The sequence below is a fragment of the Pseudomonas sp. Sample_24 genome (assembly GCF_004307605.1).
GTDB lineage: Bacteria > Pseudomonadota > Gammaproteobacteria > Pseudomonadales > Pseudomonadaceae > Aquipseudomonas.
This window is the reverse complement of the sequence record NZ_RCNW01000074.1, coordinates 1-7,826: the sequence shown is the minus strand read 5'-3', so window position 1 is coordinate 7,826 and position 7,826 is coordinate 1. Positions and strand designations below refer to the sequence as shown.

Below are 7,826 nucleotides of genomic sequence, written 5' to 3'. Positions count from 1 at the left end.
TGTCCTTGAAGCCACGAACCGAGTTGAAACCACCAGCATAGTAGTTTTCATAGAATGGCAAGCCGTCGGTCGAACCGTAGCCATCGCCATAACCCAGTTCGGTATGCAGGCGCATGGTGTAGTTCTCGCTCAATGGCTGGAACAGTTGGCCACGGTAGTCGAGCTTGAAGAACGACAGATCGCTGCCCGGTGTTGTGGTTTCCAGTACCAGGCTCTGGGAATGGCCACGTGTCGCCAGTACGCCCTTGTTCAACGTGGACTCGGACCAACCGGCCGAAGCCTTGAAGTTCAGGTACTTGTCGCCTTCCTGCTCAACGAAGTCGAAGATCTCGTCAACGGTGTAGACACCGGTCTTGATTTCGTCCTGTTGAGCCGTCAGACCGAAGGTCAGACGCGAAGTCTCGCTGATCGGGTAGCCGACGCTGACGCCCGCGCCCAGGCTGTCTACGGAGTAGCTGGCCACGTCGACGTCGAGGTCGTCGTAGTCGGTGGTGCGATAGAAAGCGTTGTAACCCAGGCTTACACCATCAGCAGTCCAGTAGGGGTCGACATAACCGAAGTTATAGCGGCTCTGGTATTCGCTGCGGGTCAAGCCGATGCTGACCTTGTTACCGGTACCGAGGAAGTTGTTCTGGGTGATCGAACCACCAAGGATCAGGCCCGCGCTCTGGGCGAAACCGACACTGGCGGTAATCGAACCGGAAGCTTGCTCTTCCACACTGTAGTTGACGTCGACCTGGTCATCGACACCCGGCACAGCCGGCGTCTCGACGTTGACTTCCTTGAAGAAGCCCAGACGTTCCAGACGGGTCTTGGACTGGTCGATCAGATAGGTCGACGCCCAGCCACCTTCCATCTGACGCATTTCACGACGCAGCACTTCGTCTTCGGACTTGGTGTTGCCGCGGAAGTTGATGCGGTTCACGTAGGCACGCTTGCCCGGATCGACCGCGAAGGTGATGTCTACGGTGTGGTCTTCATCGTGAGGCTGTGGCACGCCGTTGACGTTGGCGAAGGTATAGCCTTCGTTACCCAGTCGACGGGTGATCAGTTCGGAAGTGGTGGTCATCAGCTTGCGCGAGAATACCTGGCCTTTCTGTACCAGCAGCAGGGACTTGACCTGGTCTTCCGGCACCTTCAGATCGCCGCTCAGTTTCACATCACGAACGGTGTACTTGTCGCCTTCGTTGATGTTGACGGTGATGTAGACGTGTTTCTTGTCCGGCGTGATGGACACCTGGGTCGAAGCGATATCCATGTTGATATAGCCACGGTCCAGGTAGTAGGAACGCAGACGTTCCAGGTCACCGGAAAGCTTTTCACGGGCGTACTTGTCATCGTTCTTGAAGAACGACAGCCAGTTGGTGGTCTTGAGTTCGAACAGGTCGATCAGGTCTTCGTCAGGGAAGACGGTGTTGCCCACCACGTTGATGTGCTGGATCGCCGCAACGGTGCCTTCGTTGATGTTGACCTTCAGGCCGACGCGGTTACGCGGCTGCGGCACCACTTCGGTGTCGACGGTAGCGGAATAGCGGCCCTGAGCGACGTACTGGCGCTGCAGTTCATTACGCACGCCCTCGAGGGTGGCACGCTGGAAGATTTCGCCTTCGGCCAGACCGGACTGCTTCAAGCCCTTCATCAGGTCTTCAGTGGAGATCGCCTTGTTACCTTCGATCTCGATACTGGCAACCGACGGACGCTCGACTACCGTAATGACAAGGACGTTGCCATCGCGGCCCAGCTGGATATCTTGAAAGAACCCGGTTTTGAACAGCGCACGAGTGGATTCCACCAGGCGACGATCATCCGCCTGTTCACCGACGTTCAACGGCAAAGCACCAAAGACGCTACCCGCGGAGACCCGCTGGAGGCCATTGACGCGAATATCAGAGATAGTGAAGGACTCGGCGTGAACTTCGGCGATCATCAATACGGTGAGAACCGCAGTTAGCAGCAGACGTTTCATGAAGTCCTTTCTTATTCCAACTGGCAATAAACAAACTGCCGCAAAATGCGGCAGATTCGCAATTCAGCGAAGCGTTACAGTCGACCCAGATCGTTGACCAGAGCAAGCAACATCACCCCGACCACCAAACTGATACCGATCTGTATCCCCCAACCTTGCACCCGATCCGACAAGGGACGACCACGCGCCCACTCGATCAGATAAAACAACAAATGCCCCCCATCCAGCACAGGAATGGGCAGCAAATTCAGAACCCCCAGGCTAATACTCAGATAAGCAAGGAAATTCAGGAAATCAGCAACACCCGACTGGGCCGAAGCGCCCGCCACTTTAGCAATGGTTATCGGTCCACTCAAGTTTTTTACCGAGAGCTCACCGAACAACATTTTCTTCAGTGAATCGAGAGTCAGCAGGCTCATGGTCCAGGTGCGTTTGGCCCCTTCGCCAATTGCGGCCAGAGGCCCGTAACTAACCTCGCGGATCATTTCCGGCGGCCAGTCGACCGCTTTCACCCCAGCCCCAAGGTAGCCATTGGGCGCCTTGCTCTCGCCGCGGGCAGCGAGCGTCACCGGGACGTCGATTTGAGCACCATCGCGCTCAACCCGCAGCATGATTTTGGTATCAGGACGCAAACGCACGGTGTCGACCACCTGCTGCCAGTCGTCCAGCGACTTGCCATCGAGCGCCAGCAAGCGGTCACCCATTTTCAGCCCGGCGGCCTGCGCCGGACCTTTTGGATCCAGTTCAGCCAGGACCGGCGGCAGTGCCGGACGCCACGGACGAATCCCCAGCGAACGGATCGGATCCGGTTCATCAGCACCCTTGAGCCATTTGTCCAAAGCCAGCTCACGAGGCGAATCCATCGAAGAGCCCTGATCGCGAACCAGCACTTGCAATGAACCGCTCTCCCCAAGGCGACGGACCAATTGCAAATTCACCGCCGCCCAACCGGAGGTCGGTTCGCCGTCGATGGAAATGATCTCCTGACCAGCAGTCAAGCCCGCCCTGGCGGCGATACTGCCGGACTCCACGGCGCCGATGACCGGGCGCACCTGCTCGCTGCCGAGCATGGCCAACACCCAGAAAAACACTAACGCCAACAGAAAGTTGGCAATAGGGCCGGCCGCCACGATAGCAATACGCTGGCGAACCGACTTGCGATTGAAGGATTGATCGACCTGATCAGCCGGAACCTCGCCCTCACGCTCATCGAGCATTTTTACGTAGCCACCCAGCGGGATGGCAGCCACCACGAACTCGGTGCCTTGCTTGTCGTGCCAGCGCAGGAGCGGCATGCCGAAGCCTACGGAGAAACGCAGCACTTTGACCCCACAGCGACGCGCGACCCAGAAATGGCCGAACTCGTGGAAGGTAACCAGCACACCCAAAGCCACCAGGGTGCCGACAATCATATAGAGCGCGCTCATCTACTTTCTCCGCATTCCTATCCGGTGCCGCATGGGCCAACGCGTTGCAGCACTCACCGCCCGTGACGACTCAACCACTGTTCAGCCAGCAGACGCGCTTTCGCATCCGCGGTGAACACTGCCTCAAGATCATCGACTGCCACTACAGGCTCAAGATTCAAGGTTTCTTCGATGATACTCGCGATTTCCGGGTAACGAACCCGTCCGTCGAGAAACGCGGCCACAGCTACCTCATTCGCAGCATTGAGCATCGCCGGAGCACTGTTGCCCGCCTCTGCCGCCAGCCGCGCCAGACGCAGGCAAGGGAAGCGCTCTTCATCCGGTGCCTGGAAATCCAGGCGTGCGATGGCAAACAAGTCCAGCGGCGGCACCCCTGAATCGATCCGCTCCGGCCAGGCCAGCGCGTTGGCGATCGGCGTGCGCATGTCCGGGTTACCCAATTGCGCCAAAACCGAACCATCGATGTAGTCGACCAGCGAATGAATCACGCTTTGCGGGTGAATCACCACCTCGACCTGGGATGGCTTGGCATCGAACAGCCAACAGGCCTCGATCAGCTCAAGCCCCTTGTTCATCATGCTGGCCGAATCGACCGAAATCTTGCGCCCCATCGACCAGTTAGGGTGGGCGCACGCTTGCTCAGGTGAAACATGCGCCAACTCAGCCATGGGCGTCTGTCGGAACGGACCACCGGAGGCCGTCAGTAAAATCCGACGTACACCGACCGAGCTCAGACCCCGTGCAAAATCCACTGGCATGCATTGGAAGATCGCATTGTGCTCACTGTCGATCGGCAGCAATACCGAGCCACTTTTACGCACCGCCTGCATGAATAACGCACCGGACATGACCAGCGCTTCTTTGTTGGCGAGGAGAATCTTCTTGCCTGCCTCGACCGCTGCCAGCGTCGGGCGCAGCCCTGCCGCACCGACAATGGCCGCCATGACTGCATCCACTTCAGGATCGGCAGCCACCTGACACAAGCCTTCCTCCCCCACCAGCACCCGGGTCGACAGGCCTGCCGCACGCAAATCATCCTGCAAGCTGCGTGCAGCGCCAGCTTCCGGCACAACAGCAAATCGTGGCGTATGCCGCACGCACAATGCCAGCAATTCACTCAAACGAGTGAATCCGCTCAGGGCATAGGCTTGATAGCGCTCGGGATGGCGAGCGATGACGTCGAGGGTGCTCAAACCGATCGAGCCGGTCGCCCCCAGAACGGTAATCTGCTGGGGACGGCTCATGGTGCCGCCATCCACAACAGCACGGCGAATACGGGAATGGCTGCCGTCAGGCTGTCAATCCGGTCCAGCACGCCGCCATGCCCCGGCAGCAGATTGCTGCTGTCCTTGATCCCGGATTGGCGCTTGAACATGCTTTCGGTCAAATCGCCCACGACCGAAATAAACACGATCACGGCGGCGCAGATCAGGCCCTTGAACAGCTCGGCAACGGTCCAGTCACGCACAAAGCCGACAATCACGGTGATGACCAGACTCAAGGCCAGGCCGCCATAGACACCTTCCCAACTCTTGCCAGGACTGACTTGCGGTGCCAGCTTGCGCTTGCCGAAAGCCCGGCCGGAAAAGTAGGCGCCGATATCAGCCCCCCAGACCAGCACCATCACCGCCATGATCAGCCAGTTGCCCAAAGGCTGCTGCTTGATCTGAACCAGGCCTTGCCAGGCCGGCAGCAAGATCAGCAGGCCGATCATCAGCTTGCAGGCCGCGCTGGCCCAATGCTCGCTGGAGCGCGGGTACGTCAGCACCAGATAGGTTGCAACGCCCCACCACAGTACCGAAGCCCCCAGCACCCAAGGTGCAAGCCCGGGCAGGATGTACATGATAAACAGCATCAACGCGACGACAGCGGCATAGGCAACGCGTGCAGGCTGGGCAGTGAAGCCCGCCAGACGCGCCCATTCCCAGGCACCGAGGGTCACGACCAGCCCGATGAACAGCGCAAAACCGGAGCCCTCGAGCAGGAAAAACCCGCCCAAGGCAATCGGCAGCAGGATCAGCGCGGTGATGATTCGTTGTTTAAGCATTAAACCCGGGCTCCAGCCTCGACCTGCTCGCTCGTTTTACCGAAGCGACGCTGGCGGGATGCGAAATCGGCCAGTGCATTACGCATGGCATCGTGTTTGAAGTCCGGCCAGAACAGGTCGGAGAAATACAACTCGGCGTAAGCCAGCTGCCACAGCAGGAAGTTGCTGATGCGATGCTCGCCACCGGTACGGATGCACAAGTCCGGCAACGGCAGGTCGCCGGTCGCCAGACAGGTTTGCAGCAAATCCGGGGTGATGTCTTCCGGACGCAGGTGCCCGGCCTGGACTTCACGCGCCAGACGCTGGGCGGCCTGCGCGATATCCCACTGACCACCGTAGTTGGCCGCGATCTGCAGGACGAAACGGTTGGCGCCCGCGGTCATGGTTTCGGCTTCACGCATGGCAGCCTGAAGCTCCGGATGAAAGCGCGAACGATCACCGATGATACGCAGGCTGATGTTGTTGTCGTTGAGGCGCTTGGCCTCACGACGCAATGCCTTGAAGAACAGATCCATCAAGGCACTGACCTCATCGGCCGGGCGCTGCCAGTTCTCACTGGAGAACGCAAACAGGGTCAAGACCTCGACCCCCGACTCCGCACATACCTCGATGACCGCACGAACCGCATCGACACCCGCTTTATGCCCGGCGACACCCGGCATAAAGCGTTTTTTCGCCCAGCGATTATTACCATCCATGATGATCGCGACATGGCGCGGCACCGCGGTGGGCGCAATCTGCTTGGTCTTTTCCATGAAAACTCGACCCTTATACGGCCATCAGGTCTTTTTCTTTCTGCGCCAGATCCGCGTCGATTTTAGCCACGAACTTCTTGGTCAGATCATCGATTTCGCCAGTGGCGCGACGCTCTTCGTCTTCGCTGATCTCTTTTTCCTTGACCAGGTCCTTGAGCTGGCTGTTCGCATCACGACGGATGTTGCGCACGGCAACACGGGCGTCTTCTGCAACATCGCGAGCCTGCTTGGTGAAGCCCTTGCGGGTTTCTTCAGTCAGGGCCGGCATGGAGATCAGCAGCAACTCACCCAGGTTGGTCGGGTTGAGGTTCAGGCCGGCGCTACCGATTGCCTTGTCGACAGCACCCAGCATGTTGCGCTCGAAGGCAACGACTTGCAGGGTGCGCGCATCTTTGACGGTGATGTTGGCGACTTGCTTGATCGGCGTGTCGGAGCCGTAGTAAGGCACCATCACACCTTCCAGAATGCTTGGGTGCGCCTGGCCGGTACGGATACGGCCGAAGTTGTGCGCCAGCGATTCCACGGATTTCTGCATGCGCTCTTGAGCGTCTTTCTTGATTTCGTTGATCATTGTTGAACTTCCTCGATCAGGGTTCCTTCAGCGCCACCATGTACGATATTAAGCAGGGCGCCGGGTTTGTTCATGTTAAATACGCGCAGCGGCATCTTGTGATCGCGGCACAGGCAGATGGCCGTCAGATCCATCACACCCAGCTTGCGATCCAGCACTTCATCGTAGGTCAGATGATCGAACTTCTCGGCGTGCGGGTCTTTGAATGGATCTGCGGTGTACACACCATCGACCTTGGTTGCCTTGAGTACGACATCAGCGTCGATTTCGATTGCGCGCAGGCAGGCAGCCGAATCCGTAGTAAAGAACGGGTTACCAGTACCGGCCGCGAAAATCACGACTTCCTTGGAGTTCAGGTGACGCATGGCTTTGCGGCGATCGTAGTGATCGGTCACACCTACCATGGAAATGGCCGACATCACGATGGCGGAGATATTGGCACGTTCAAGCGCATCGCGCATGGCCAGAGCGTTCATCACAGTGGCCAGCATGCCCATGTGGTCGCCCGTTACCCGATCCATGCCGGCCGCGCTCAGCGCCGCACCGCGGAACAGGTTGCCACCGCCGATCACCAGACCGACCTGCACACCGATGCCGACCAGTTGGCCGACTTCCAGCGCCATGCGATCCAGGACTTTCGGATCGATCCCGAACTCTTCCGAGCCCATCAGGGCCTCGCCGCTAAGTTTGAGTAGAATGCGTTTATAGCGAGCCTGATAACCACTGCCCTGCTGAGCCATTGCGAATCTCTCCTGCGGCGTATTTTAAAAAATTCTTTGCGAGCTGTTTTCAGCTGGCGTTCACTCTAGCTTGGCGCTGCTTCAGCGCCATCGGAACATGGCTTTGTAAGCCAGTTCCAAAGGGAAACCAATAAAAATTGGCAGCCCATCTGAAAAGAGGCTGCGCGCGTGAGCGGGCAGCCTCTTCAGGGCGACAGTTAAAAAACCGTCTTATTGCTTGGCAGCAGCCAGTTGGGCAGCAACTTCTTCTGCGAAGTTGTCCACTGGCTTCTCGATGCCTTCGCCTACTTTGAAGTAGGTGAAGGAAACGATTTCAGCAC

7 protein-coding genes and 1 pseudogene are annotated in these 7,826 nt (G+C 58.3%); all 8 read right to left on the bottom strand.

Features of this window, described 5'->3' with window-relative positions; all coding sequences use genetic code 11:
* Nucleotides 1–1,966, bottom strand: a 1,966-nt coding sequence (gene bamA, locus D8V06_RS03490) for an outer membrane protein assembly factor BamA (RefSeq protein WP_130930441.1), incomplete at its 3' end; no start/stop codon positions are given.
* A gap of 74 nt (nt 1,967–2,040) precedes the next feature.
* Nucleotides 2,041–3,393, bottom strand: coding sequence for a sigma E protease regulator RseP (gene rseP, locus D8V06_RS03485; RefSeq protein ID WP_130907995.1), 1,353 nt, complete (start codon nt 3,391–3,393; stop codon nt 2,041–2,043).
* 53 nt (nt 3,394–3,446) lie between these two features.
* Complete coding sequence (ispC, locus tag D8V06_RS03480; RefSeq protein WP_130906374.1) at nt 3,447–4,637, bottom strand: 1-deoxy-D-xylulose-5-phosphate reductoisomerase; 1,191 nt, start codon at nt 4,635–4,637, stop codon at nt 3,447–3,449.
* A complete protein-coding gene (locus D8V06_RS03475) occupies nt 4,634–5,440 on the bottom strand; it encodes a phosphatidate cytidylyltransferase (protein ID WP_130930440.1) in 807 nt (268 codons plus the stop codon). Before D8V06_RS03475 ends, ispC begins: the two co-directional genes overlap by 4 nt.
* Nucleotides 5,440–6,195: a polyprenyl diphosphate synthase gene (gene uppS / locus D8V06_RS03470; RefSeq protein ID WP_056856247.1), complete on the bottom strand. Its 756-nt coding sequence runs from the start codon at nt 6,193–6,195 to the stop codon at nt 5,440–5,442. Before uppS ends, D8V06_RS03475 begins: the two co-directional genes overlap by 1 nt.
* Nucleotides 6,196–6,208: 13 nt before the next feature.
* Nucleotides 6,209–6,766: a ribosome recycling factor gene (gene frr, locus D8V06_RS03465; RefSeq protein WP_008000041.1), complete on the bottom strand. Its 558-nt coding sequence runs from the start codon at nt 6,764–6,766 to the stop codon at nt 6,209–6,211.
* Entirely contained in the window at nt 6,763–7,506 is a 744-nt protein-coding gene (pyrH, locus tag D8V06_RS03460; RefSeq protein ID WP_003198235.1) for a UMP kinase, read from the bottom strand. The genes frr and pyrH overlap by 4 nt, the downstream gene beginning before the upstream one ends.
* Nucleotides 7,507–7,716: 210 nt before the next feature.
* Nucleotides 7,717–7,826 (bottom strand): annotated as a pseudogene (locus D8V06_RS03455) (elongation factor Ts); the annotation flags it as partial.

Coding starts and splice junctions, on each gene's coding strand:
- rseP (WP_130907995.1), bottom strand. CDS start 3,393: ATGAGCGCGCTCTATATGATTGTCGGCACCCTGGTGGCTTTGGGTGTG.
- ispC (WP_130906374.1), bottom strand. CDS start 4,637: ATGAGCCGTCCCCAGCAGATTACCGTTCTGGGGGCGACCGGCTCGATC.
- D8V06_RS03475 (WP_130930440.1), bottom strand. CDS start 5,440: ATGCTTAAACAACGAATCATCACCGCGCTGATCCTGCTGCCGATTGCC.
- uppS (WP_056856247.1), bottom strand. CDS start 6,195: ATGGAAAAGACCAAGCAGATTGCGCCCACCGCGGTGCCGCGCCATGTC.
- frr (WP_008000041.1), bottom strand. CDS start 6,766: ATGATCAACGAAATCAAGAAAGACGCTCAAGAGCGCATGCAGAAATCC.
- pyrH (WP_003198235.1), bottom strand. CDS start 7,506: ATGGCTCAGCAGGGCAGTGGTTATCAGGCTCGCTATAAACGCATTCTA.